Here is a 24,472-nt window from a genome sequence, read left to right on the forward strand (position 1 = left end):
GGCGATTAGCTCAGTTGGTAGAGCATCTCCTTTACACGGAGGGGGTCATCAGTTCGAATCTGGTATCGCCCACCACTCATCACTCATTGTTAAAAGTATTAAGATTCAAGGTAGTAGAAGTGGGCGATTAGCTCAGTTGGTAGAGCATCTCCTTTACACGGAGGGGGTCATCAGTTCGAATCTGGTATCGCCCACCACTTCTTTTACTTCGTATTATCATATAATGGGTCGTTAGCTCAGTTGGCAGAATAGTTACTTTTAATCAATTGGTTAAAGGTTCGAGCCGAGCGAAGCGAGACAGCAACGCGTAAGCGTTGACCCGAAGGGCGAATCCGCAGGATGAGTAATCCCGCATGACTCGTGTTAAAAATGTCGAATAAATCTATATAATGGGTCGTTAGCTCAGTTGGTAGAGCAGTTGACTTTTAATCAATTGGTTAAAGGTTCGAGCCGAGCAAAGCGAGACAGCAACGCGTAAGCGTTGACCCGAAGGGCGAATCCGCAGGATGAGTAATCCCGCATGACTCGTGTTAAAAATGTCGAATAAATCTATATAATGGGTCGTTAGCTCAGTTGGTAGAGCAGTTGACTTTTAATCAATTGGTCGCAGGTTCGAATCCCGCACGACCCACCATTATATTTACTACCTCACTACCTTACTACCTCACTTAGAACGCCATCTATTGCTTATTAACGGGCATATCACATCAGTCGCGGCATTAAACTTACCCACTAAAGTTCTCCAGCCTTTGATTACTCAAAGAGTCATCATCCGTGTAAATAGTCCGGGTATGGATCGCAGGTATAAAAAAAGGCGCCGTAGCGCCTCTTTAGAGATTTTTTTCTGATACTTAGAGTACCAGGCCCGCAATAGAGGCGGACAGCACACTGACCAGCGTAGAGCCGTATAACAGCTTCAAGCCAAAGCGTGAAACCACATTCCCTTGGTGCTCATTCAAACCTTTAATCGCACCGGCTACGATACCAATAGAGGAGAAGTTAGCGAATGAAACCAGGAACACTGACAGAATACCCACGCTGCGTGGTGACAGTTCTGATGCCACTTTCTGCAAGTCCATCATTGCCACGAATTCGTTAGATACCAGTTTGGTTGCCATGATGCCACCAACTTGTAAGGCTTCATGAGTCGGTACGCCCATCACCCAGGCAAACGGGAAGAAGACATAGCCCAAGATACCCTGGAAGCTGATACCGAACAGCAAACTAAATAAGGCATTCATCGCAGAAATTAACGCGATAAAACCAATCAGCATGGCTGCAACGATGATAGCAACTTTGAAACCGGCCAGAATGTACTCACCCAGCATTTCAAAGAAGCTTTGGCCTTCGTGCAAGTTGCTCAGTTGCAACTCTTCCTCGTCCTCTGCTTTATACGGGTTGATCAATGACAACACGATAAAGGTACTGAACATGTTAAGTACCAGCGCCGCAACCACAAACTTCGCGTCCAGCATTGACATATATGCACCCACGATTGACATAGAAACTGTCGACATCGCGGTTGCTGCCATGGTGTACATGCGTTTTTCAGACATTTTGCCCAAAATGTCTTTATAGGCGATGAAGTTTTCAGATTGACCCAGAATCAGTGAGCTGACGGCGTTGAATGATTCCAGCTTACCCATGCCGTTAACTTTAGACAGCAAAGTACCAATGATACGAATAACGACGGGGAGAACTTTGATATATTGCAGAATACCAATCAGAGCAGAAATAAAGACGATAGGGCACAGCACTCTCAGGAAGAAGAACGCCAAACCTTTATCACCCATATTACCAAAGACAAAGTCGGTACCGTTGGCGGCAAATCCAAGCAACTTGTCGAATAAACCGGCGAATCCTTTCACAAAACCCAATCCAGCTTCCGAATGGAGGAAGAAGTACGCCAACAACACTTCAATTACCAGCAATTGAATAACAAACCGAATGCGGATGCTTTTACGATCCTTACAGATCGCCAGAGCTAATATGGCCACCACGACTAAGGCCAACGCAAACTGCAGAATATGGGACATGTGTGCTCCAAATTTGAGGCAGGCTAGATTTCGGTGGACATTTTATGTAACGGCTACATTAAAAACGAGATGTAGGCAGCAAATATAGAAATTCACTTGCACTAATGCAAACGAATTAGTGGAGTGGATCACAAAAAATAGGATGTTAATAATTTGCTACGGAAGTAGTTTAAATATGCTAGGTTGATCAATTGTAGTCATTCGTTACGAAAAGGGCGATGGAACATTTAACCCAACTTTTCAGAAAGCTACCACGGGTGATTACTACACGGCTGATTATACGGTGTTAGCTATCAGAGAGATAAGTTCTACCACGCCAAGTGCGCTTGATAATTATTATCATTTAGATATTATTATTGATAAGAAAGTAGACGTAAGTTTTCAAGGGTAATACTGAATGCTGAATAGCCGTGCTGTCGATACATCCCGCCGTACATCAAGGAGGATAAAACTCTCCCTGATGGGGCCTGCTTTTATCGCGGCCATCGGTTATATCGACCCCGGTAACTTCGCAACCAATATTCAGGCGGGGGCCTCTTTCGGTTATACCTTATTGTGGGTGGTGGTTTGGGCCAACATCATGGCTATGTTGATCCAATTACTGTCCGCTAAACTCGGTATTGCCACGGGTAAAAATCTGGCTGAGCATATCCGTGACCGGTTTCCACGGCCTGCGGTATGGGCCTACTGGGTACAAGCCGAAATCATCGCTATGGCCACGGATCTGGCCGAGTTTATTGGGGCGGCAATCGGGTTTAAATTACTGCTAGGTGTGACCCTGCTTGAAGGTGCTGTCCTGACCGGCATTGCCACTTTCCTGATTCTTATGCTGCAAAAGCGTGGGCAAAAACCTCTCGAACTGGTTATCGGTGGGCTGCTGTTATTTGTAGCGGCGGCTTATATTGTCGAACTTATTTTCTCCCGGCCAGAACTGGCGGCGTTGGGCCGCGGTATGTTGGTTCCTGACTTGCCTAACCGTGACGCGGTGTTTCTAGCGGCCGGGGTACTAGGTGCCACTATTATGCCGCATGTTATTTATCTGCATTCATCCTTGACGCAAACGGCGGGAGAAAACTCCAAGGCTTCTCGTTATGCTGCGACTAAATTGGATGTGGCGATTGCCATGACAATTGCCGGTTTTGTGAATCTGGCGATGATGGCAACGGCGGCGGCGGCTTTCCATTTCAATGGCTATGGCAGTATTGCTGAAATCGAGCAAGCGTACCTCACACTACAACCCCTGTTAGGTAATGCCGCAGCCACTATTTTTGGTTTGAGTCTGGTTGCCGCTGGGTTGTCATCGACAGTGGTGGGGACCTTGGCAGGGCAGGTCGTGATGCAAGGCTTTGTCCGGTTTTATATCCCTATCTGGGTGCGCCGCACGGTCACGATGTTGCCTTCCTTTATTGTCATTCTGGCGGGTATGGATGCAACACGGATCTTGGTGATGAGCCAGGTACTGCTGAGTTTTGGTATTGCGTTGGCGTTAGTTCCATTGCTGGCCTTTACTGGCAATAAAGAATTGATGGGAGATATGGTTAACTCAAAATTGATTCAGATTTTGGGGAAGATGATTGTGTTAGTGGTGGTTGGATTAAATGCTTATCTGTTGATTAGCTTGCTCTAACTTCTTCATACTGGCGGATCGATAGCCAATCATCCGCCAGAAGCTTTTTTAATTAGTCATCATCATGATGGCGGTCATGCCCTTTCCCGCGATGATGTTTCTTGCCGTGGTTGTCATAATGTTTATCGTGTTTCTGATAGCGCCCTTCACGGTAATAATAGTTCTTTTGCCACCAGTCTCTGTTTTGCCAGCGGTGCCCATCCCAGTAATGTCCATGGCGGTTTCGTTCGCCTAAATCCCGCCCCTGATGATCCTGCCACCATCGTTGATCGCGCCAGTCATAACCATCCCAATAATTGCCACGGCGATCTTGCTCACCAATCTGCAATGAAACACTGGGGAGTAGCTCAATACTTTCGGCATTTGCCATAGGAACGAGAGGAAACCAGGCTAATATCGTTACTAATAACAGTGGTCTTAACGAAATAGGTCTAAATATCGTTGGTTTCAAAACATCCACTTTTGACATGATTTATCCTTGCGCAGCTTTATTGGCTATGGCCTATCTTAAACTGCGGTTCGGCAACTGTGATTCAGATAAAACTGTAAAATAGAAAATTGAGATTTATCTGTAACAATGGTGGATTAGGGGCACCGGAGTGCCCCTGTTGGGGACTTTGGAGAGAGCGTTTACACCAGAATATCTTCAATACGTTTGATTTCTTCGGTGCTGAAATCAGTGTTGGCTAGCATACCAACCGCGTCGTCAATCTGGCTGATTTTGCTGGCACCAATCAGTGCTGAAGTCACCCGCCCGCCACGTAATACCCAGGCTAAAGACATCTGTGACAACTTCTGGCCGCGCTCGTGGGCCAATGCGTTCAACTGGCGCACCTTGGCCAGTTTTTCTGCGGTAAGCTGCTCGGGATTAAGGAATTTACTGCCACTGGCAGCCCTTGAGTCCTGCGGAATACCCGCCAAATAGCGATCCGTCAATACGCCGCCTGCCAACGGAGAAAAGGCAATAGATCCTACGCCATACTCATCCAAAGTATCTTGCAGCCCGGCTTCAATCCAGCGTTCGAACATAGAGTATTTAGGCTGATGAATCAGGCAAGGCGTACCAAGATTTGCCAGAATTTCACAGGCCTGACGGGCTTGCGCCGCTGGATAGTTGGACAACCCGATATACAACGCTTTACCTTGGCGCACCAGCAGGTCCAATGCGGCCATGGTTTCTTCCAATGGTGTATTAGGATCCGGGCGATGGTGGTAGAAAATATCTACATAATCTAGCCCCATACGTTGTAGGCTTTGGTTGATACTGGCTACCAGATATTTCTTCGAACCCCAGTCACCATAAGGGCCGGGCCACATGGTGTATCCCGCTTTGGAAGAGATAATCAGTTCATCACGATAGGGGCGCAGGTCTTGTTGCAGGATGCGGCCAAAGTTCAGCTCGGCTGAACCGGGTGGCGGGCCATAGTTATTGGCTAAATCAAAATGGGTGATGCCACTATCGAAAGCGCGATGCACTAAATTGCGGCTATTTTCGTACAGCGTGCTGTCGCCAAAGTTATGCCACAAGCCAAGAGAAATTGCCGGAAGCATTAATCCACTACGACCACAACGATGATACTTCATCTCTTGATAACGGGAGGAAGCTGCCTGATAGACCATGATGACCCTTATTAACGAGAGTAAACGACAGTTTAGTGTATGCGTTTTCACCGACGACGTAAGCTAACGGGATCACAAGATAAGGCGGAGAAAGGGATGTCAGAAAATAATTACAGTGGTAGCTAATTAATAATTTCAAAACATTAGATCTATTGATTAATTGCTTAATACTTAATGCAATATAATAAGTATTAAGGTTGGTGTCATGATGGCAAGCAGTTACAACGTGGCTGATTATCTCTTGGATCGCCTGGCGCAAGTGGGAATCCGGCATCTATTCGGTGTTCCTGGCGATTTTAATCTGCTTTTTTTAGACCGTGTCATCAGCCATCCCGTCATTAAATGGATGGGATGTGCCAATGAACTTAATGCAGCTTATGCCGCAGATGGCTATGCCCGGGTGATGCCAGCGGCAGCACTGCTGACCACGGTTGGCGTCGGTGAATTAAGTGCTATTAATGGTATTGCAGGCAGCTTTGCTGAATACCTTCCGGTGATTCATATCGTTGGTACCCCGGCATTGCGTTCGCAAAAAGCCGCAGAGTTGTTACATCACTCACTGGGGGATGGCGACTTCAGCCATTTTTCCCGTATGGCGAAAGAGGTCACCTGTGCGCAGGCCAATCTAACCGCTGAAAATGCAGTTGCTGAAATTGACAGGCTACTGGTGGCGGCGCTAAGTCAGCGGCGTCCGGTCTATTTGCAATTACCCTGCGATGTTTCACAGGCGTCAGTCACCAGTCAGCCTGGCGCTTTGGCCCTCTATCAACCCCTGTTATCGCCATCATCATTACAAGCCTTTATTGACGCCGCACGTGAAAAGCTACAGTCAGCACACCGGGTCGCATTGTTAGCTGATTTTCTGGCGGATAGATTTGGTGGCCGGGAGTCATTGAACCACTGGGTGTCGGAGGTTAACCTGCCATATTCGACATTATTGATGGGAAAAGGATTACTGGACGAATCACATCCGAGGTTTATCGGTACTTACGCCGGGGCGGCCAGTGATGCCAGTATAAGAGAATATATCGAAGGGGCTGATGTTCTTATCACCGTTGGCGTTTGGTTTATCGATACAATTACTGCCGGATTCAGCCAGCATATCACTCAGGAAAATTGTATTGATATCCAGCCGGAACAGGCACGGATAGGGAAACAGATTTTCAGTCAGATTCCCATGCTGGCTGCGATTGGTGCCCTGCATGAGCTGTGTAAATCGTTACAAGGCGAATGGCAGCAGCCGACGATAACTCATTCAATAGCGCCGGCTACACAGCATAATTTACTGAACCAACAAACGTTTTGGTATCACATCCAACACTTTCTACGCCCAAACGACATTGTGGTTACCGATCAGGGCACCTCTTGCTTTGGTGCTGCCACATTGACCTTACCTTCCGGTTGTACTCTTATTGCTCAGTCACTGTGGGGCTCGATTGGTTTCAGTTTGCCTGCCGCTTATGGTTCGCAAGTGGCGCACCCCGCACGACGGGTTATCTTGCTCGTCGGTGATGGTTCTGCCCAACTGACCATCCAGGAACTGGGTTCCATGCTGCGAGATGGGTTAAAACCAATAATTTTCTTACTAAATAATCAAGGGTATACCGTTGAACGAGCTATTCACGGGCCACTGCAACCTTATAACGATATCGCTGCGTGGGATTGGAGCCAATTGCCACACGCATTCAGCAGGAATAAAGCCCTTTTTACCCGCACTGTCACTGAGGTTGAACAATTACAACAACTCATGGCACAACTAGAACACTGCGATCAACTGGCTTTTATCGAGGTGGTGCTGCCGCAAATGGATATTCCTGAATTATTGAACAATGTGGCGAAATCTATTCAGGCGCGTAATGCGGCAATCTGATTTAGCTGACACTATTTTTTAGCTGACACTGTTTTTTAGCTAACACTATTTTTTAGCTAACATTGTTATTACGACCAGTTAATTGGTCTAACAACCAATAGCCCGCTGGCCCCGGTGGGCTTTTTTTCGACCAAACCGCATCAATAGAGATCATTTTCGGCCAACCAATGGTGGGCAACGCGACCAGTTTTTGACGGCTGTATTGCTCCACCAGCCAGCGTGGCAAAATCGCCCAGCCGAAGCCTTGCTCCGCCATTTCTAACAACATTAAGTAGCTGGGGGCAGACCACATTAGCCCTTGCGACTGGTTGCGCTCAGTACGATTGTAAGTATTGAGGCAAAGTTGCCGGGCGGTAGCCAGTTGTTCGGGGTGAACCTGAGGGAGCTTTGCCAGCGCATGACCCTGCTGCACGAATATCGCCATTTCAGTCTGTGCAGCTAATCGGCTGGCCGCAATATCCGGTGGATAGTACGACTGAACTTCTACTACACCGATATGCGCTCGCCGTAGTTGCAGCAGGTCAATGACGTCGCCCTCTTCGGCAATCAGGCACTCAAATTCGATATCAGGGTAACGCTGCTCAAAGCGACGCAGTAAGTCCTCATGATGTGTTGGTTGATAAGTATCAGAAAGGACAAAAGTCAGTCGGGTTTCAACCTGACCTGCCAGACGTATTGATAGATTATCCAGCCGTTCGCTGGCCGCCAGAATTTCCTGCACATGGGATAGCACACGGCGACCATGGTCAGTTAATACCGGCTGGCGCGCCTGACGGTCAAATAAGGTCAAACCCAGATCGGCTTCCAGATTGGCGATGGCGGTGCTGATAGTTGATTGGCTTTTGCGTAGCTTACGGGCCGCCGCGGAGAAGGACCCAAGGGCTGCGGCTTCAACAAATGCAATTAAGGCTTCGGGAGAATAATGCATAAACTATCTATTTTATCGATGGGTTCTATTTTTAATCTATCTTAAAAAACGATGATAATCACCTCTAACAATCTGTCATCAGTTAATTTAAGTAGGTGTTTTATGCAAGTTCATCACCGATCTCTCTTGGAGCGGATTATTCATGCCGTTGGGTTTGAAGTGATTGCCGTCGCCATTTGTGCGCCCGTCGGCGCATGGTTACTGGATCGCTCCATACTGCAAATGGGAACATTGGCCTTGATCCTCTCCTCAGTGGCAATGCTGTGGAATATTGTTTACAACAGTCTGTTCGACCACTTCTGGCCAGTTAGTCGGGTAGCAAAGACTCTGCTCGTGCGAGTACTCCATGCGCTGGGTTTCGAGGGTGGTTTTATCCTGATAGGCTTACCTATTGCGGCTTTCACGTTGGGTGTTTCGCTATTACAGGCATTTATGTTGGAGATCGGTTTCTTCTTGTTCTTCCTGCCTTACACCGTATGTTACAACTGGGCCTATGACAGCCTGCGGATGCGGGTTATCCGCTCGCGCCAGCTTGCGACATTGCAGCCGGTTTCTGAGGAAGGGCGCAATTCACGCTAAATATTTACGTCATTTTTCACCTTCAGCAGCGGTATTTTGCTGTTGCTGAAACGTTTTTATGTGATCTTTATCGCAAAGCGAAAGGGTTTAGCGCATTGATATTGTTGTTTCTCCAGCCTGATTTTACAGTGGACATAGTTGAAGTTAAGCATCCCTGTAACGGAGAAGTTTCTGATGACAAGCTATGCCCTGGTGGGTGACGTTGGCGGCACTAATGCCCGTTTGGCGCTTTGCGCTGTGGCGACGGGCGAAATATCACAAGCAAAAACATATTCAGGGTTGGAATTCGACAGTCTGGAAGATGTCATTAAGCAATATCTGTCAGACCATACCGTCACCGTAAAGGATGCCTGTATTGCTATTGCTTGCCCGATTACCGGGGATTGGGTGGCGATGACCAATCATACTTGGGCATTTTCTATTGCAGCTATGCAGCAAAGCCTGGGGTTGGATCATCTGGAGGTGATCAACGATTTTACGGCAGTATCGATGGCGATTCCGGTGTTGTCCGAACAGGATGTGTTGCAATTTGGTGGCACAACGCCTCAAGCGGGTAAACCAGTGGCAGTTTATGGTGCAGGTACTGGGCTGGGGGTGGCCCATTTAGTTAATGTGGACCGCCGTTGGATTAGCTTACCGGGAGAGGGCGGTCATGTGGACTTTGCCCCGAACAGCGAAGAAGAAGACTCTATTTTGGCGGTATTGCGTCAGGAACTGGGCCATGTCTCTGCCGAGCGAGTACTTTCCGGGCCAGGGCTGGTTAATTTATACCGAGCTATTGTGATTTCTGATGCACGCCTACCGGAACATCTGGCACCGAAAGATATTACTGAACGCGCTCTGGCGGATAGCTGTACTGACTGTCGCCGCGCCTTATCACTGTTTTGTGTGATTATGGGCCGTTTTGGCGGCAATCTGGCATTGAATCTCAGCACTTTTGGCGGCGTTTATATTGCCGGCGGTATCGTGCCACGCTTTATGGAATTCTTTACAGCTTCGGGCTTTCGCAGTGCTTTTGAAGATAAAGGCCGTTTCAAAGATTTCCTGCAAGATATTCCTGTTTATATGATTACCCATCAGCAACCGGGTTTGCTGGGGGCCGGCGCTTACTTGCGTCAGACATTAGGGCATGAATTATAAGGTTTTTGTTCGCCATCGCTGAAACATGAAAGCAGAGCCAAGGCTCTGCTTTTTTACATCATTGCTTTAAACCAGCCCCCATACTTTACAAACTCTGGCTGAGTTGTATTAGTTATGGTGGTCTCCGTCACCCTCTATTAGGCATGGCTACGGGCAGTTACGCCCGCTGTTGCGGTTGGTGTACTTTCAGTCTCGGTTGCCGCACCTTTTGGCGGTTTGATTATCAACGTCAGCAGCAAGGAAAGTACTGACAGCACCGCGATAACCATAAAGGTCGCCTGATATCCACCCAGTTGTGCGGCAATAAACGAACCTGCCAGAGCACCCAAACCAAACCCTTGATAGATGACACCGTAGTTTTTACTGTGATTTTTCAGACCGAAGAAGTCGCCCACAATCGCCGGGAACACCGTAATATTGCCGCCGAAGCAGAAGGCTATCGCCCCGACACACAAGAAGAACAGCGCATGAGTCAGTGGAACAAAACTCAACACGGATACCGCTAATGTGGTGACCAGCAAGGTGAAGCTGATTACGCGCAAACGGCCCACTTTGTCTGATAGTGCGCCAAGGATAATGCGCCCGGCGGTATTAAAGATGGCAATGGCTGAAACGGTGTTGGCAGCCGTCACCAAGTCCATTCCTGCCAGTTGTACGCCTAAATCTTTCACGATACCAATCAGATATAAGCCACTCATACATGCGGTGAAGAAGATGATAAATAAGAAGTAAGACTCTTTAACCGCCAGCATCTCTTTGACACTAAAATCACGCCCGGCACGGGCGGTTTGCAGGCTGTTATTGACCTGTGGTGCCACCGCTTTTTCTTGTAGCAGGAAAGAGCCAGCCCCTACTAATACCATCACGATGAGGCCCCAGTAGAAGAATGCCAGCGACACTCCTTGGTTGGCAATCAGACTGGCATTTACATATTTGAACAATAAGCTGCCGGTACCAAATGCCCCCACTGAAATGCCGGAAATCAGCCCTTTACGTTCCGGGAACCATTTGATCAGATTCGACAGGGTGGTGATGTAGGCGGTACCATCGGCGAAACCGACCACGATACCAGCCAATAGATAAATCATTCCCAATGATGTGGCAAAAGAGCTGGCAATCAGGCCCAAACCAAGAATGATACCGGAAAGTAACGTCAGTTTACGGATACCGATGCGCTCTTGCAGGCGGCCAGCAAACAGAGTGGCAATAGCGAGAGAAAAACTGGTAATGGAAAATGTGGTTGCAACTGCCCCTAACGACCAACTGAACTTCTCTCCCAGTGGCTGATTAAATAAGCTCCAGGTATAGATAGTTCCCAACCCCATTTGAACGATGATGGTACCCGCAACAATTAGCCAACGATTTACCGGTTTACTGCTCATGCCGGACTCCTTAAACATCAATGCAATGTGGCCCGAATATGGCTATTGCGAACATAACAATGATTTGCAATAGCGTCGGAAGCCAAAGATTACGCGCTGATGGGGCACCGGAAATCTTGTCTTGAGGTGTTATCAGCCCGCCGAATGAAACCAGTATACGGGCGGGCTAATCACTATAGATCGAAAGGGGAATGAGCTGCATTCCACGCGGAATGAAATGCATTTAAAGGCGCATCAGTTGCCTGAATTCTTTTATCTTGCTGCGGCTGACAGGGACTTCAAAGTCCAAATCACTGAGCCGCAGAATATAGGTATTATTAAACCACGGCACAATTTCACGGATTTTGGCTAAATTGACACAATAGGAGCGATGGCAGCGGAAGAAGTACTCCTCCGGTAGACGGCTGAAAAATTCAGTAATATTCATCGGCATAATGAATTCTTCGCGCCGCGTATAGACCAACGTGACCTTTTCCTGTGCTGCGGCATAATAGATATCATTGATGTCAGTGACGATAATGCGCTCATCTTTCATCAAATTGATGGTATGCGCCGCAGAACGGTGGTTGGTACTGCTGGTCTGTTCTCTATTTTGGTGCTCACGCTTATGCAGCGCTTCGAGTTTTTGCAGCATAGTGACAATACGAGACTCATGATAAGGCTTTAAAATATAGTCAAATGCTTCAATTTCAAAGGCTTCAACTGCATGCTCTTTATAGGCTGTGATAAAGATAATATAAGGCTTATGGGCAAATTTACTGATGTTCTGTGCCAATAACACGCCATCCAATGATGGAATATTGATATCGAGAAAAATAGCATCGACCTGATGGTTCTGCAGGTATTTAAGCACATCCAGCCCATCTTCAAAGGTTGCCTCAATGGTGATGTTGCTATGCTGGCGAATCAGGTAACTCAACTCTTCTTGAGCCAGAAACTCATCTTCAACAATGATTGCTTTCACGGATTAGACTCCGGCTGGAATACGGGGGTCAGCATGGATTTTGCCGCCATTTTTGCTGATATAAAAAGAGATCTCGGTGCCCGGTTCCATGCGGCGTATCTGTAAACCTTCCCCATACAGTAATTTCACCCGATGATGCACATTGAGTAAACCAATTTTATTGCCCGGCATTTCATTATTCGCCACGCGCTCAATTGTCTCTGGGTTAATACCATTACCGGTGTCTTTTACGGAAATTTTTATTTGGTCGCCACTGTCTTTAACCGCAATGACTACCACACCTTTACCACGACACGGCTGAATGCCATGCACAATGGCATTTTCAACCAAGGGTTGAATTAACAAACTGGGTATTTTCAGCGCAATATCGTCGTCAATATCATAAATCACAGTTAACTTGCTGCCGAAGCGGGCCTGCTCGATGGCGATATAATCCTGAATTTGATGTAGTTCTTTGCGAATATCAATCTGTTCGTCATTCAGCTCAAGGTTATAACGCAGATAACGGGATAAATTGATGATCAATTGGCGCGCGGTATCTGGATTAATACGAATTGAGGACGAGATAGCATTCAAGGCATTAAATAAGAAGTGCGGGTTAATTTTACTTTGTAGTGCGCGCATTTCCGCTTTATTTGCCATTTCGCGCAGTTGCTCTATACGGGAAACTTCAATCTGGGTTGAGATGATTTGTGACAAGCCGATCGCCATCACTTTCAGTGAATAGGTAATTTTATGTGCATGGCAATAGTAGATCTTCAGTGAGCCAGTGACTTCACCTTTTTCCCATAACGGAATAATGATGAGGGAGTGAATTTGTGGCGTGCGATGGACTTCATCATTATTGCGGATGGTAATCTTCCCACGCTGAATGCTCTCTTTGGTAATATCACTGATGATCTCATGACCGATATTATAGGCTTCAACGCCCACCCCCACATAAGCCAAAATATGTTGGGTGTCGGTAATGGCGACAGCATCTGCCTTAATATCGGTGCGAATAATCTCACACACACTGCGCAGTGATTCGCCATTGATATTGCGAAAATAGGGCAGGGTTTTATTGGCGATATCCAGTGCCAGTTTTGCTTGCCGCGCGGCAATAACCTCTTTTTCATCTTCGACACTCTGTACCAGCAGGACAATTAACCCGATACAAACCGCCCCTAAGATCATCGGAATGGCGATTTTAGACACAATATCAATACCTAATGCGGTCGGCCTGGCCCAAATAATCACCAATAGCATGGTGAGTGACTCACAAATCATGCCTGCCAGAATACCGATACTCCATTGCCGCTCTTTCTTTACTTTCAGATTTATATAGCCGGACATCAGGCCGGCTATAATGCTGGTAATCAGACAGGGGATTGATGTAATTCCATCAATATCAATTAAATATCGGTGAGAACCGGCGATAAGCCCGGTAATGATACCTACCCACGGGCCAAATAAAATACCGCCAGACATGACGGCAATAACCCGAACATTCACTAATGAACCTTCGACGTTAATACCGGAATAAGTACCAAAAATAGCGAACAACGAGAAGATAGCGGTTACCGCTGCCAGTTCCAGTGGTGTGTGCTTCTCTTTTTGCAATAACTGACGAAACAGGTGGGTGCGAGTCAGAAAGAATAAACAAATCAACATTAATGCGGCACGATCAAACACCGCCAGTAGCATTTCAAATATCTGGTGCACACTATTTTCTCTTGGCGACAGCCTTGAATCTTAGTTTGGGACCATCAGATTCGGCGGCGAATAAGCGGCTAACTATAAGGAAAATGAGCGGCAACTGCCACTTTATCCGCGTTATCCGGTGAATCGACGCGGCGGATTGCAGGGGAGTCTGCTGGCGGGTCGCGCCAGCAGAGATAACGTTGAGGAGATTATTTATATCGTTATTATTGGCAGAGAAACACGGGATTGATAGGAATGTTATTCAGCCATACCCAACTGTTGTTTGCCAAGGGTGGTTAGGTTATCGGCGGTGGCTCTGCCACTGAAATCCACCTCGAAATCATCGGCGGCAAAGTCTGGTGGTGAGCGGCCATCAATAAAACTGGCTAACTGGCGTGGCAGGTATGCGGCGTTCTTGTCGCACCATGGCGCCGCCGCGATATACATGACGTTGCTGTCAAACTCACCATTATGCTCATTTTCCACTGAGTGAATCACGTCGCAATGCCAGAATACCGTATCACCTGCTTCCAAATCTGGAATAGGGGAAATGGCTTCGATTAAAAGAGGATGCCACTGCTCAGAGGCGGATAAAGCGCGCCCTGGTGCTGCACCGCACAGATCATCGTCAGCAACATCATCTTGTAATGCGCGCAGCAGGATATAGGCCATGGCATTAGCGATCGGGATAACATTCAGCGTCCCCGCATGGGTTCGCTGTGGTGTCAGTGCTGTCCAGCCTTGGAAGGTGCGGAACATCGAGCACACTGCCGGTGAGGGGAACTCACGCACTTGTGGGCGGCCTTCAGCGGCGAATGGATCATACTTCTGCCAGTCACCCGAGAACACGTGGCGGTACACATGACGGAAGTTCTCATCCAACCAGCGCTCTATGGAGCCACCATCAACATGGGGTGATAAGCCCAGTGACGATGATTTTGGCGGGCGGCGACGGGTCCGGTCGGCATAAGTCACCACCCGGTTAGCATCAAAATGTTGCTTGCCGTTACTCTCGGTTTGCCACAGATTATTTAAGAATACCTGCACCGCATTCATGCGCTGATCCTGGCGAGCCTCAACCTGCGGTGTTGACCAGTAAATTCCGTAAATTTGCGGTTTGCTGGCAGCCAGCGTACCGAAATAGTTATCTTCCGCCGCATTTTTCAGGCGTTCGACGAAATTATTACGTTCGAGATAGTTACCGATTTCACGGTTCCACGCTGCTGCTTTTTCTGTTGGGAAGACACCGAGAATGGCGCAGCATCCTCGTTGTTTTATTTGTGCTTTTTGTTCTTCAGTGACGTTACCATTGATAATATCATCGGCATGAATTTGGGGAACAGGGTTCTCACCCTGCGCCAAACTACGGTGGATTTCGGTGACTTGCTGGCGAATATTCTCTTCCACGGCTTGGAAGACCTGCTGATAATCAGGCAGCGCCTGACGTAATTGCTGCTTCACCGCTTTGATTGCTGCGGGAATATCGTTTATTTGTAATGAAGCCATAATACTGATTCTCCGATAGCTGTAGGGGAGGGCCGTGGTAATGGCGCGCGCGATGCTGACCATTTGTTTGTTTTTTGTTATCTTGAAGTGAACATTATTTAAGTAAAATGGAGAAGAATAAAGGGATGAGGTTATGGAAAAATTTCCTCTTTAATATTCTGCGTTCTGTTTATGGCTAACATCTTCAATTCGAGGGAAAAATGTCACCAGTGATCCCGATGTTCAGTAGCTCGCCGATTTCTCTGAGAACACCACGGTTGGTGCTCGAGAGCCTCAAAGAGCAGGATTGGCCGCTGTTTTTAGGCTTATACCAGGATCCTGTGGTTCAGCGTTATATGGCAGATCCGATGGATATGGCCGAGATTCGCGCGCGTTTTGAATCACGTTTAACCCCTTGGGAAAAGACCTCCAGCCATTGGCTATGTCTGGTGGTTCGTGAACGCGCCAGCGGGCAGAGCATGGGGCTTACCGGCTTTTTGGCTGATTGGTTGCCGTTACAGCAAGCTGAAGTGGGTTATGCCATGTTACCGTCCTGCCAGGGCAAAGGTTTTGCCAAAGAATCCTTGTTGGCTGTATTGGCGTTTGGTTTCCAGCAATGTCAGTTTCATAAAATGAAAGCCACGGTTACTGTGGGCAACCATGCTTCACGCGGGTTACTGGAACGCTGTGGTTTTCAGTTGGAAGGGACGTTGCGTGATAATTATCAACTTGGCGGGCAATGGTGTGATGACTGGGTGTTAGGGATGCTGGCTAGTGAGTTTGATTCTCAGTAACTTCTCCGATGAGTTAGATATTTGTTACCAGCCACTCGACAGCCCTTTAGCGCTGGGATATGTTCATAAACAGACCATCTGATGGTCAGCGTCGCTCGGACGGTCCGGGCGCTAACGTATCCTCGAGGAAATTATGGCTGAACTCCCTGCTAAGCGTCGTTTTACCCGTATTGCTCGCCTGCCCCCTTATGTTTTCAATATTACCGCTGAGTTGAAAATGGCGGCCCGCCGTCGCGGTGAAGATATTATTGATTTCAGTATGGGGAATCCCGATGGTCCGACACCACCACATATCGTTGAGAAAATGTGCAGTGTCGCGCAACGTGAAGACACCCACGGCTACTCAACCTCTCGGGGTATACCGCGGCTGCGTAGGGCCATTTCTAACTGGTACGCCGAGCGTTACCTGGTGGATATTGATCCTGAAACTGAAGCTATTGTCACTATCGGTTCGAAAGAGGGGCTGGCTCATCTGATGCTGGCGACACTGGACCACGGTGATACAGTGTTGGTGCCGAATCCTAGCTACCCGATTCATATTTATGGTGCGGTGATTGCAGGGGCGCAAGTTCGCTCGGTCCCATTGACCGAAGGCATTGATTTCTTTTGTGAATTGGAACGTGCGATTCGTGAAACCATTCCTAAACCGAAAATGATGATCCTCGGCTTCCCGTCTAACCCTACAGCACAATGTGTGGAGCTGGAATTTTTTGAACGGGTGGTGGCGTTAGCGAAGCAATACGACGTGCTGGTGGTGCATGACTTGGCCTATGCCGACATTGTATATGATGGTTGGAAAGCGCCGTCAATCATGCAAGTGCCTGGGGCAAAAGACATTGCGGTTGAGTTTTTCACCTTATCCAAAAGCTACAATATGGCCGGTTGGCGTATTGGTTTTATGGTGGGTAACCCGGAATTGGTTAATGCGCTGGCTCGCATCAAAAGCTATCACGACTATGGCACTTTTACCCCGTTGCAGGTGGCGGCAATTGCTGCCTTGGAAGGGGACCAACAGTGTGTTCGTGATATCGCTGAAAAATATCGCCAGCGGCGTAACGTGTTGGTGCGTGGGTTGCATGAGGCTGGTTGGATGGTTGAAAACCCCAAAGCGTCGATGTATGTCTGGGCGAAAATCCCAGAGCCTTACGCCCATTTAGGCTCACTCGAGTTTGCCAAGCGCCTGTTGTCTGAGGCAAAAGTCTGCGTTTCGCCGGGGATAGGATTCGGTGATTACGGTGATACTCATGTCCGTTTCGCCTTGATTGAGAATCAGGACCGGACTCGTCAGGCGGTGCGCGGAATTAAGAGTATGTTCCGTACTGATGGTTTGCTGAAACCGAGTAAAGCGGTTTCAGGTGACGGTATCTAACCCCGCGCTTACCATCAACTAAATAGCTAACTCTCTATTCTGACCGGCGACCCACGCTGTCCGGTCAGAATAAAGTACCTTGTGTTCAAAACGTTATCCGCCCTCCTTAATGTTTTCTTCATCTATTTTGCACCATACTGATTATTAACTTGATGAAGTCAGTGGAGCACCACAATGAGAAATCGCTATTCACTACCCCAAATAACCCTGCACTGGCTGACGCTAGTGATGATCATTCTGACTTATGCCGCCATGTTACTCAGTGACAGGGTACCGGATGAAGATCGTACATTAGTGAAAAATCTGCATTTCAATTTTGGTATTTCTGTCTGGCTACTGATGTTGGTGCGGCTGTGGTTGCGCCAGCGCAATACAACACCAGCGATCACCCCAAGGTTACCTAACTGGCAGTTGTTAGGGGCGCAGATTATGCATTGGGGTCTGTATTTAATGTTCTTATCATTACCGGTGCTGGGCGTGTTGGCTCAGGCTTATGGTGGGAAAACCTGGTTCTTGCTGGGGTGGCAGGTACCGCAGTGGGTAACACCGGATGATGTCGCGCGTGGTTATCTTAAGCAGACTCACGAGCTAATTGCCAATTTAGGCTATTTTGTGATTGGCGCTCACGCACTGGCCGCGCTTTATCATCACTATATTCGCCGGGATGATACGTTACGCCGAATGATGCCAGGAAAATGATAAAGGGCGCGAATGCGCCCTCTATACGATGTCAGATTGTGGATGGTTCGAGTTAATATTACTCGACCATCATCATGAAGGTGCCAACCCAAACCACCAACATAATAGAGATACCCATAAAGAAATATTTCACTGAACAACTCCCCTTGGAGCTACCTCGCCAGTAACGATCCAAATTGCTGTGCTACGTTTACCGTTGTTACTTAAAATTACAGTGGTGTTCGCTACGCTCACTCACCCGAGTCACTGACTGATGTCAACTTGTCGGTATCAACTCACGTTCTGCCTGACTGTAATGCCAAGTTCTTTGGGTATTAAATGTGGACGAATCACGCTTTTAATCAATGGTAGCCATTTCATCACAACTGGCCAGCTATCAATCTGAGATACATCCGAATTGTCGTGCCAGCCTGAGCTAACTCAGTGGCATACGACAGGATCGGGCTAATGTAATCCCAACAGGGAGAAACTTTCAATACTGTAATTTTATGCATTAGATCACGTTTTCGTATATAAACCGCAAATATTGTGAGCCAATGCATTGAAGTGTGAAGCTATTAACGTTTTTTTAAATTATCGCTAAATAACAATTTGTTACTCTCTTGGTTATAATCTAAGCCAATCTGGCCGACGTTAAGACAATCAGCTTATTTTTTTCACCGCGATATTGGCCTCAAAGCCCAGTAAATACAGGGCTTGCTCCAGTGCTTCAACCTTGGAAGCGTGGTACACATCCAGCAGGCGATCCATCTGTGCGGCATTCAAACCGAGCTTGCGCGCCATATCTGCTTTGCGGGTATTGGTGGTTAACATGGCATTGTGTAATTCAGCTTTCAGTCGCACCAGAATGGGCACATGAACTGCAATATCACCCGGTTGCAGCGCTGAGGGGGCGGGGACGGGGCGGCGCTCTTCCATTTCTGCTGCAATACCATTCTTAATACCGTCCTGTGCTTCCAGTTCAATATCTTCCTGAGAGTAGGTCACTGATTCCAATTCAGGGAAGTCGCGATACTGGATGTGGTACTCGCCGCTGGCTTCATCAAGGGTATAATGGGCTGGGTAATGGAACACGGTGTCACTCCTGTGGGGTACAAGCTACGAAAGGTAGTGGCATTGTACTGACATCAGCAGGTCGGGGTTACTTATTTAACGTAGTAGCACTTTGATTCAATCGGCCATTTTGGGTGATGTCAGCCGCATTTCCAGCGCCCTTGCCGGGCATCTGAATGCACACTCACCGCAGCCATCGCACTGCGCTAAAGCCAGTGTCGGCGGCTGGTGGGGCTGCCACGCCAAAGCCTGTTTATCACAGTAATCGGCGCAACTGTCGCAGTAGATATAGGTATTTTGACAGATGTTTTCTACGTGAGGGTGCGCCGTAATATAGTGGGTAGAGGGGGATAAAGCACCGGTTTGGCAAGCAGTGGTACAGGCCAGACAACGGCTGCAATATTGGGTAGAGAAATCCAACTCAGGCCGTTGACTGACCATGACTATCAGATGCTCGTCGCAGACGTGCATGCAGGCTTCACACCCCGTACACGTTTGCGTGAAAGCACTTTCAATAATGGCTCCCGGTGGTCTGATTGCGCTCCCCGATGGGAGAGTAAGTGGTTGTTGGCGGGCGCTTTTTAGCAAGCCACGAAATAGCCCACGGCGACTGATGGTGCGGTTTTCCAGATACGCCTTGTAGTAGCGCTCGTCTTTTATCACCGAAATAGCTCACGGGGCTGAGGAAATAGGCCCAGTTCAGTTTGTAAGGTTTTCAGGTAGCACTCGGCGATTTTTGCCAGCAACGGATATACCTGATGCTCGGTTTGGCTGTTGGTTACCAGCTCAAGATAGCGATAGGCCCACGGCAGTAAATGCTCAGTGAGCAGTGCTAGCGCGGCTTTATCCGATGGGGGCTTAGTTGTCGGCTGCTGTTCAATTAAATGAACCCATGCCAGTAACATGAGGCCAAATTGATCTTCCGGTTCACGTATCGCACTTTGATTCACCAACCCGAATGTTGACAGGAATTGGCGATATTGCAGGGTGCTCGTCCCCATCAAGATATTTTCTTTATCCAGATAAACTGACCCCCAAGGTGGGGCGGGCATTTCACCTTGTCCCTCAAACAAAATCGAGAAATCATATTCCAGTTGCTCGGGTTGGATACTCGGCATCTGTTGGCAATATCGTGCAATTTTAGCCGGATTGGGCCACGGAAAAATCTCAGCAATCTGTGGCAGTAGTGGCCAAAGGCGCTGTACGGTATTGGAGTGTGGTGGATAGTAAAAACAGGCACCTAAAATCCTCGGCAGAGTGGTGTTCAGTAACATCAAAATTTTCTCTCTTCAGGTCCAGCTATCTCAATACGGCTTAGCCGCAGGTATCACGGCTAAACAGTTATTTGTCAGTAGGCCAATAGAATCAATATGTTAATTTACATTGGCACTTGCCAGAGATTGTAGAAAGCGATACGCCCAGCCAACTCACCGATCACCAGCGCCGAGGCACTGACCGCGAGCGTAACCCGAGGGATCCTGTCTTTCAGTAATGCTGCGGCAGCAACAAAGATACCGAGCGTTAGCAGCAGAATTTGAATTCCCCAAAACAGCGCCTGCTGGCTACTCAGTTGTGCTGAACTTTGACCCAGAAAGCTGAGGTAACCCGGTTTATTCACCAAAGTCACAATGGCACCGACCAACACGGCTGATGCGCCAAGCTGACGAGCGCCGGTCAGAATAGCGCAAGCGCCGCCCCCGACCAGTACCGTCATCCACAGTTGTAGGGCGGTGTACGAGGTATCCCAATTAGGCACGGTTGTCAGTTGATAAACTTGGGTGATTGACCAGGCGAAGGCCAGGCCGAAGATAACCGTTGCCACATTGCACAGCATTGCCAGTAATGTATTTTTGGCTATGGTTGAGAAAAATACGGTGCCACAGGCCATGGCGACAAACAACCCACTGAGCACTATCTCATTACTCATCGGTGAGCGACCAACACCCAAGAGCATGGTGGCGGCGCGCAATGGTTGCCCAACATGCAGTGTGCCAACGATCAGGCCTACCATCATCAGTATCAGGCCGATGATATTGGCTTGTTTGAGTTGCAGTGGCGTGGTCATACCGAGTTTGTGACTCAGTAGCACCAGTGCAAACAACCCGACAGCGGTTTGCCCCAGTACGGTAAAAAACACCAAGGGTAATTCATGCATTTTATACCTCCGCCGGATTTTGGATGCGGCCTGATGTATCACCGGATGGCTTGGCATCACGGTGGCTTCTGATAACCAGATTGGGGTGTGTCAGATGCGCGTGCGGCAATGGCGCAATGGCATTCTCTTCACCGTATTTATCCCTCAATAGCGTGATTTCATCAAAATCTAACGCCCGCTGCGGGCAGGATTCGACACAAACTGGCTTATCACCTGCGGCGACCCGCTGATAGCAGCCATCGCACTTGGTCATCAGTTTCTTCTTGGCATCAAATTGCGGCGCACCATACGGGCAGCGCATCTCGCAATAGCGGCAGCCGACACAGAGATCCTGATTAACCACCACCAAACCATCTTCTTCGCGTTTATGCATGGCACCGGTTGGGCAACCCGTTACGCAGGTAGGTGATGAGCAGTGGTTACAGGCGATAGAGAGGTAGTAGTTAAAGACATTTTGTACCCAGATATTGTTCTGCTGAGTCCAACTGCCGCCGCCATATTCGTAAACCCGACGCAGCTTCGGCCCGAGATCCAACTTCTTCTCATCCTTGCAACTGATTTGGCAGGTCTTACATCCGGTGCACTTGGTGGAGTCGACAAAAAAACCATATTGCTTCATTATTCAACTCCTTATATACGTTTTACTTCAACGAGGTTGGTGTGTTGTGGGTTACCTTTTGCCAGTGGCGACGGTCGCAGTGTTGTTAACGTATTGATACACCCTCCCACATCAATGCCGTCCTTATTGGTATTTCGCCATGCACCCTGCGGCACGGTAATAACCCCCGGCAACACCCGTTCGGTAACCTTTGCTGCAATACGCATGCGGCCTCGGCTGTTAAAAATTTCGACCATATCCCCTTGTTGGATACCGCGAGGCTGGGCATCAATAGGGTTAATCCAAAACTGATGTGGTACCGCTTCCCGCAGCATGGCTACGTTGTAGTAGGAGGAGTGGGTATGGCCTTTGATATGGAAGCCTGTCATCTGCAAAGGGTAGGTTTTCATGGTTTCTACATCGCTAACACCTTCAAAGGTTGGGCAATATTCTGCGACAGCGGTAATGCGATCACCGGGTGCCAGTTGCCACTCTTTTTCCAATGTTGCCAGCGCTTGCGAGTAGATCTCAATTTTGCCAGACGGGGTTTTCAACGGGTGGTTCACAGGGTCATCACGGAAATCTTTTAACGCGATATATTGACTGCTGTCGGCATAAATACGATCGATGATGCCTTGGTCGTTGGTCTGTTCAAAAGGTGGCAAGGCAGGGTTTTTCTCACGCATTTTGTTATAACTGATTTCAATCCATTCTTGCTGGGTATGGCCTTCGGTAAAGGCATCGCCAATTCCTAACTTGGTGGCAATTTCGGCTAACACATCATAAGACGGGCGGCACTCCCACAGCGGCTCGATCGCATTTTGCAACCGTGTGACGTAGTGATAAGCCCCACTGGCGTAGGAGTTATCAATTAAATCATTTGATTCAACTGAGGTGACATCGGGCAGTAATAAATCAGCATATTTGGCAGAGTTGGTCATGTGGTTTTCCCACACCAAAATAAACTCGCACAGTGATTCATCTTGTAAAATGCGGTGGGTTTTATTCAGATCAGAATGCTGATTGCCGATAACATTACTGGCGTAGTTCCACATAAACTTAATATTGGTATCAAGTTTATCTTTATTCTTCACATGCGCATTTTTCGCTGTCATTTCAGTGCCACGAAAAATAGCATCGGTCCACATAAAGCAGGGAATAGCAGTCTTCACTGGGTTCGGAATACTGAATCCCGGCACCGGATATTTCACATTCCCGCCCCAGGCTCCAGTATTGGTTCCGGCGCGGCCAATATTACCAGTCATCAATGGCAACATCATAATAGCGCGCGCCGCCTGTTCGCCATTAGCACTGCGCTGAATCCCCCAACCTTGTGATATCCATGCTGCACGGGCATTTCCCAACTCGCGGGCTAATTGAATAATCCGCGTTGGCGCAATACCGGTTATCTCACTGGCCCATTGCGGTGTTTTTTCTACCCCGTCGAGGCCGTTACCTAAAATATAGTCTTTGTAAGAACCATTGGCGGGGGCTGAGGCGGGTAATGTTGTGGCATCCCAGCCGACACAATATTGTGCCAGGAAATCTTCATCAGTCAGATTTTCTTTAATTAATACATGTCCTAATGCCGCCACCAGCGCGGCATCGGTACCTGGGAAGATGGGGACCCATTCTGCATTGAGGGTCGTTACGCTGTCGGTCATCCGTGGATCGATAATAATGACTTTGGCTTTGCTTTGCCCCAGAGCATGAACGGTTTCGATATATTGCCCGCCGCCCGACATCCGAGTCTCTGCCAGATTATGGCCAAACATAACCACCAGGTCTGAGTTTTTAATTTCATCCAGCAAAGTTTCGTCTGCATTGCCATAGATATACGGCATTACCGTATTTATTTGGGCGGTGGAATAAGTACCGTGTTGATCGAGAAAACCACCTAGCAAGCTCAGCATTCTTTTACAGGCATTGCGGCCTTGTAAATTAGCGCCGGTCGAACCAGAACCATATTGATAATAAATTGCTTCGTTGCCGTATTGTGCAATGGTTCTTTTTAGATTATCAGCCACAATAGTGGTAGCTTCATCCCAACTGATACGTTTAAATTTACCTTCGCCGCGTTTGCCAACACGCAGCATGGGATATTTTACTCGATCCGGATTATATGTTTTCCATCTTACCGATCTGCCACGTAAACAGGGGCGAATTTGATGCTCACCAAAGGTGGAGTCATCATAAATTGCTTCATTAGCAATCTTAATAATTTCGCCATTTCTCACATGTACTTTTAGTGGGCAGCGGCTACCGCAGTTGACCAGACAAGCACTGTATTTAATGGTTTCTTCTGTTGTTGCTGCGTGCTCTTCTGGCGCGGCATGTACTGAAAAAGGAAGGGTGATAGAACCGGCAATAGCCGCAGCCCCGGTGACTGCGGCGGATGTTTGAATAAATTCACGGCGGCTTAGTGAGCCGGTGATAGGTCTTTTATTGTTATTCATCGACATTACCTTTGCGGAGGACACTTTTTTAATG

22 protein-coding genes, 2 tRNA genes and 2 other RNA genes are annotated in these 24,472 nt (G+C 48.0%); 11 read left to right on the forward strand and 15 right to left on the reverse strand.

Features of this window, described 5'->3' with window-relative positions:
* The first annotated feature begins 121 nt into the window (after positions 1-121).
* The 4 genes from V1952_RS09330 to V1952_RS09345 all read left to right on the forward strand — a co-directional run bounded on the left by V1952_RS09330 (position 122) and on the right by V1952_RS09345 (position 634).
* Positions 122-197: transfer RNA gene (locus V1952_RS09330), tRNA-Val, on the forward strand.
* A 59-nt stretch (positions 198-256) separates the two neighbouring features.
* Positions 257-348: non-coding RNA, RtT sRNA (locus tag V1952_RS09335), on the forward strand.
* Between the two features lie 50 nt (positions 349-398).
* Positions 399-531, forward strand: a non-coding RNA gene (locus V1952_RS09340) — RtT sRNA.
* A 27-nt stretch (positions 532-558) separates the two neighbouring features.
* A tRNA-Lys gene (locus V1952_RS09345) sits at positions 559-634 on the forward strand.
* Between the two features lie 217 nt (positions 635-851).
* Here V1952_RS09345 and V1952_RS09350 read toward each other — a convergent pair.
* Positions 852-2,036 carry a NupC/NupG family nucleoside CNT transporter gene (locus tag V1952_RS09350; RefSeq protein ID WP_083163451.1) on the reverse strand — a complete coding sequence of 395 codons (1,185 nt, stop codon included), beginning with the start codon at positions 2,034-2,036 and terminating at the stop codon, positions 852-854.
* Between the two features lie 397 nt (positions 2,037-2,433).
* Here V1952_RS09350 and V1952_RS09355 point away from each other — a divergent pair, with 397 nt between their 5' ends.
* Positions 2,434-3,663 (forward strand): Nramp family divalent metal transporter, encoded by a 1,230-nt coding sequence (locus V1952_RS09355; protein WP_420071417.1) that lies wholly within the window; start codon positions 2,434-2,436, stop codon positions 3,661-3,663.
* A 52-nt stretch (positions 3,664-3,715) separates the two neighbouring features.
* Here V1952_RS09355 and V1952_RS09360 read toward each other — a convergent pair whose 3' ends face one another.
* Both V1952_RS09360 and V1952_RS09365 read right to left on the reverse strand, forming a co-directional pair.
* On the reverse strand, positions 3,716-4,132 hold the full coding sequence (locus V1952_RS09360; protein ID WP_420071418.1) for a DUF2502 domain-containing protein: 417 nt from the start codon (positions 4,130-4,132) through the stop codon (positions 3,716-3,718).
* 161 nt (positions 4,133-4,293) lie between these two features.
* On the reverse strand, positions 4,294-5,283 hold the full coding sequence (locus V1952_RS09365) for an aldo/keto reductase (RefSeq protein ID WP_372559570.1): 990 nt from the start codon (positions 5,281-5,283) through the stop codon (positions 4,294-4,296).
* A 208-nt stretch (positions 5,284-5,491) separates the two neighbouring features.
* Here V1952_RS09365 and V1952_RS09370 point away from each other — a divergent pair, with 208 nt between their 5' ends.
* Entirely contained in the window at positions 5,492-7,153 is a 1,662-nt protein-coding gene (locus V1952_RS09370) for an alpha-keto acid decarboxylase family protein (protein WP_372559932.1), read from the forward strand.
* A gap of 52 nt (positions 7,154-7,205) precedes the next feature.
* Here the strand turns inward: V1952_RS09370 and V1952_RS09375 are convergent, their stop codons facing one another.
* A complete protein-coding gene (locus V1952_RS09375) occupies positions 7,206-8,081 on the reverse strand; it encodes a LysR family transcriptional regulator (RefSeq protein WP_372559569.1) in 876 nt (291 codons plus the stop codon).
* A gap of 102 nt (positions 8,082-8,183) precedes the next feature.
* Between V1952_RS09375 and V1952_RS09380 the strand changes: the two genes are divergently transcribed.
* Together V1952_RS09380 and glk are read left to right on the forward strand one after the other, a co-directional pair.
* Positions 8,184-8,660, forward strand: a complete 477-nt coding sequence (locus tag V1952_RS09380; protein WP_083163464.1) for a multidrug/biocide efflux PACE transporter — start codon at positions 8,184-8,186, stop codon at positions 8,658-8,660.
* A gap of 174 nt (positions 8,661-8,834) precedes the next feature.
* Positions 8,835-9,800, forward strand: coding sequence for a glucokinase (gene glk, locus V1952_RS09385; protein WP_420074649.1), 966 nt, complete (start codon positions 8,835-8,837; stop codon positions 9,798-9,800).
* A 137-nt stretch (positions 9,801-9,937) separates the two neighbouring features.
* On the opposite strand, the gene V1952_RS09390 is transcribed toward glk, so the two are convergent.
* From V1952_RS09390 to V1952_RS09405, 4 genes are all read right to left on the reverse strand, one after another.
* The gene (locus V1952_RS09390) at positions 9,938-11,182 is read right to left on the reverse strand and encodes an OFA family MFS transporter (protein WP_083163469.1); all 1,245 of its coding nucleotides are present in this window, start codon (positions 11,180-11,182) and stop codon (positions 9,938-9,940) included.
* Positions 11,183-11,405: 223 nt separating this feature from the next.
* On the reverse strand, positions 11,406-12,146 hold the full coding sequence (locus V1952_RS09395; RefSeq protein ID WP_372559567.1) for a LytR/AlgR family response regulator transcription factor: 741 nt from the start codon (positions 12,144-12,146) through the stop codon (positions 11,406-11,408).
* A 3-nt stretch (positions 12,147-12,149) separates the two neighbouring features.
* Positions 12,150-13,850 (reverse strand): LytS/YhcK type 5TM receptor domain-containing protein, encoded by a 1,701-nt coding sequence (locus V1952_RS09400; protein WP_420074650.1) that lies wholly within the window; start codon positions 13,848-13,850, stop codon positions 12,150-12,152.
* A 237-nt stretch (positions 13,851-14,087) separates the two neighbouring features.
* Entirely contained in the window at positions 14,088-15,335 is a 1,248-nt protein-coding gene (locus V1952_RS09405) for a DUF1479 domain-containing protein (RefSeq protein ID WP_420074651.1), read from the reverse strand.
* A gap of 260 nt (positions 15,336-15,595) precedes the next feature.
* Here V1952_RS09405 and V1952_RS09410 point away from each other — a divergent pair, with 260 nt between their 5' ends.
* The 3 genes from V1952_RS09410 (at position 15,596) to V1952_RS09420 (ending at position 18,176) form a co-directional block, all read left to right on the forward strand.
* Positions 15,596-16,108 (forward strand): GNAT family N-acetyltransferase, encoded by a 513-nt coding sequence (locus V1952_RS09410; protein ID WP_372559931.1) that lies wholly within the window; start codon positions 15,596-15,598, stop codon positions 16,106-16,108.
* 133 nt (positions 16,109-16,241) lie between these two features.
* Entirely contained in the window at positions 16,242-17,477 is a 1,236-nt protein-coding gene (alaC, locus tag V1952_RS09415) for an alanine transaminase (protein ID WP_420074652.1), read from the forward strand.
* A 174-nt stretch (positions 17,478-17,651) separates the two neighbouring features.
* A complete protein-coding gene (locus V1952_RS09420; protein WP_372559563.1) occupies positions 17,652-18,176 on the forward strand; it encodes a cytochrome b in 525 nt (174 codons plus the stop codon).
* A 58-nt stretch (positions 18,177-18,234) separates the two neighbouring features.
* Here the strand turns inward: V1952_RS09420 and ypdK are convergent, their stop codons facing one another.
* The 7 genes from ypdK to V1952_RS09455 all read right to left on the reverse strand — a co-directional run bounded on the left by ypdK (position 18,235) and on the right by V1952_RS09455 (position 24,438).
* The gene (ypdK, locus tag V1952_RS09425; protein WP_098057507.1) at positions 18,235-18,309 is read right to left on the reverse strand and encodes a membrane protein YpdK; all 75 of its coding nucleotides are present in this window, start codon (positions 18,307-18,309) and stop codon (positions 18,235-18,237) included.
* A gap of 509 nt (positions 18,310-18,818) precedes the next feature.
* Positions 18,819-19,250 carry a hypothetical protein gene (locus V1952_RS09430; protein WP_372559562.1) on the reverse strand — a complete coding sequence of 144 codons (432 nt, stop codon included), beginning with the start codon at positions 19,248-19,250 and terminating at the stop codon, positions 18,819-18,821.
* Between the two features lie 96 nt (positions 19,251-19,346).
* Positions 19,347-19,892, reverse strand: a complete 546-nt coding sequence (locus V1952_RS09435) for a 4Fe-4S dicluster domain-containing protein (protein WP_420074653.1) — start codon at positions 19,890-19,892, stop codon at positions 19,347-19,349.
* Positions 19,889-20,503 (reverse strand): TorD/DmsD family molecular chaperone, encoded by a 615-nt coding sequence (locus V1952_RS09440; protein ID WP_420074654.1) that lies wholly within the window; start codon positions 20,501-20,503, stop codon positions 19,889-19,891. The genes V1952_RS09435 and V1952_RS09440 overlap by 4 nt, the downstream gene beginning before the upstream one ends.
* Positions 20,504-20,607: 104 nt before the next feature.
* A complete protein-coding gene (locus tag V1952_RS09445) occupies positions 20,608-21,384 on the reverse strand; it encodes a dimethyl sulfoxide reductase anchor subunit family protein (RefSeq protein ID WP_420071424.1) in 777 nt (258 codons plus the stop codon).
* Position 21,385: 1 nt separating this feature from the next.
* Positions 21,386-22,003, reverse strand: coding sequence for a DMSO/selenate family reductase complex B subunit (locus V1952_RS09450; RefSeq protein WP_372559558.1), 618 nt, complete (start codon positions 22,001-22,003; stop codon positions 21,386-21,388).
* Positions 22,004-22,014: 11 nt separating this feature from the next.
* Positions 22,015-24,438, reverse strand: a complete 2,424-nt coding sequence (locus V1952_RS09455; RefSeq protein ID WP_420071425.1) for a DmsA/YnfE/YnfF family dimethyl sulfoxide reductase — start codon at positions 24,436-24,438, stop codon at positions 22,015-22,017.
* Positions 24,439-24,472: the final 34 nt, after the last annotated feature.

The organism is Yersinia sp. 2542 StPb PI (assembly GCF_048593855.1).
GTDB classification, from domain to species: domain Bacteria; phylum Pseudomonadota; class Gammaproteobacteria; order Enterobacterales; family Enterobacteriaceae; genus Yersinia; species Yersinia enterocolitica_E.

Coding starts and splice junctions, on each gene's coding strand:
- V1952_RS09350 (WP_083163451.1), bottom strand. CDS start 2,036: ATGTCCCATATTCTGCAGTTTGCGTTGGCCTTAGTCGTGGTGGCCATA.
- V1952_RS09355 (WP_420071417.1), top strand. CDS start 2,434: ATGCTGAATAGCCGTGCTGTCGATACATCCCGCCGTACATCAAGGAGG.
- V1952_RS09360 (WP_420071418.1), bottom strand. CDS start 4,132: ATGTCAAAAGTGGATGTTTTGAAACCAACGATATTTAGACCTATTTCG.
- V1952_RS09365 (WP_372559570.1), bottom strand. CDS start 5,283: ATGGTCTATCAGGCAGCTTCCTCCCGTTATCAAGAGATGAAGTATCAT.
- V1952_RS09370 (WP_372559932.1), top strand. CDS start 5,492: ATGGCAAGCAGTTACAACGTGGCTGATTATCTCTTGGATCGCCTGGCG.
- V1952_RS09375 (WP_372559569.1), bottom strand. CDS start 8,081: ATGCATTATTCTCCCGAAGCCTTAATTGCATTTGTTGAAGCCGCAGCC.
- V1952_RS09380 (WP_083163464.1), top strand. CDS start 8,184: ATGCAAGTTCATCACCGATCTCTCTTGGAGCGGATTATTCATGCCGTT.
- glk (WP_420074649.1), top strand. CDS start 8,835: ATGACAAGCTATGCCCTGGTGGGTGACGTTGGCGGCACTAATGCCCGT.
- V1952_RS09390 (WP_083163469.1), bottom strand. CDS start 11,182: ATGAGCAGTAAACCGGTAAATCGTTGGCTAATTGTTGCGGGTACCATC.
- V1952_RS09405 (WP_420074651.1), bottom strand. CDS start 15,335: ATGGCTTCATTACAAATAAACGATATTCCCGCAGCAATCAAAGCGGTG.
- alaC (WP_420074652.1), top strand. CDS start 16,242: ATGGCTGAACTCCCTGCTAAGCGTCGTTTTACCCGTATTGCTCGCCTG.
- V1952_RS09420 (WP_372559563.1), top strand. CDS start 17,652: ATGAGAAATCGCTATTCACTACCCCAAATAACCCTGCACTGGCTGACG.
- V1952_RS09440 (WP_420074654.1), bottom strand. CDS start 20,503: ATGTTACTGAACACCACTCTGCCGAGGATTTTAGGTGCCTGTTTTTAC.
- V1952_RS09445 (WP_420071424.1), bottom strand. CDS start 21,384: ATGCATGAATTACCCTTGGTGTTTTTTACCGTACTGGGGCAAACCGCT.
- V1952_RS09450 (WP_372559558.1), bottom strand. CDS start 22,003: ATGAAGCAATATGGTTTTTTTGTCGACTCCACCAAGTGCACCGGATGT.
- V1952_RS09455 (WP_420071425.1), bottom strand. CDS start 24,438: ATGAATAACAATAAAAGACCTATCACCGGCTCACTAAGCCGCCGTGAA.